Genomic DNA, 774 nt, shown 5'->3' on the forward strand with positions numbered 1-774 from the left:
ATATCTCGGATCAGACGTGCCTTTGACCACCCCCATCCGTTCGATTTCAAGCGGAAAGAACGGTTGAATATCCATTCGACCGTAACCGAAATTATGAGGAATACCGTCAACCAGAAGTGTGACGGGGACATCATGGTTGGCATCATACCCTCTCATGGAAATCGTCCCTGAAATAACCCCCTGGTTCCAATCTCCGTAGTAAGCGCCAGGGACTTTCTTGAGGAGTTCCATACTGAAATCCACATTCTGACTCTCGATCTGATCGGCACCAATGACGTCGATCGATGCGGGAAGATCAGCCGTTTCAAGGAAATCAGCCTTCTCCGTGACCTTTATCTCACCGATTTTCATGTACACCTTACTTCGTTCGGTTTCACTTTCAGTCCCCGCCTCGATGACCGTGTTCGGGTCCTTTGGAGTAACAGTCTGTGTCCCATATTGCTCCGCTGTGACCGAAGCAGCAAAGCCCATCCCGATAAAAAACATGACGGCCGCATGAAACACCAATCCCCTAATACTTTGAAATTTAATCCAATGCATTTTAATCCCCTTTAAAAATGAACATTAAAAAGCCACGAAAGCCTCTTACGCTGAATACGGTTCAACGTTGGAAACCTTCATGGCTGTCTATTGAGGAACGTGTGATTGTATTCCGGGCTTAAAGCCCAGAGGTTCAGTGGCTGAACTGGACAACGATTTGCTGTGATCGATATCGGCCTTCCTGGCCGAACAATGAAGATACGGGCCAACCTTCGAGGATGGAATGCAAACTCT

1 protein-coding gene is annotated in these 774 nt (G+C 47.5%); it reads right to left on the bottom strand.

Going from position 1 to position 774, the window contains the following annotated elements; all coding sequences use genetic code 11:
• On the bottom strand, positions 1-540 hold a 540-nt coding region (locus ACYQ11_RS22095), incomplete at its 3' end, for a TonB-dependent receptor plug domain-containing protein (RefSeq protein WP_459926003.1).
• Positions 541-774 lie beyond the last annotated feature (234 nt).

Source organism: Desulfatiferula olefinivorans, assembly GCF_054657895.1.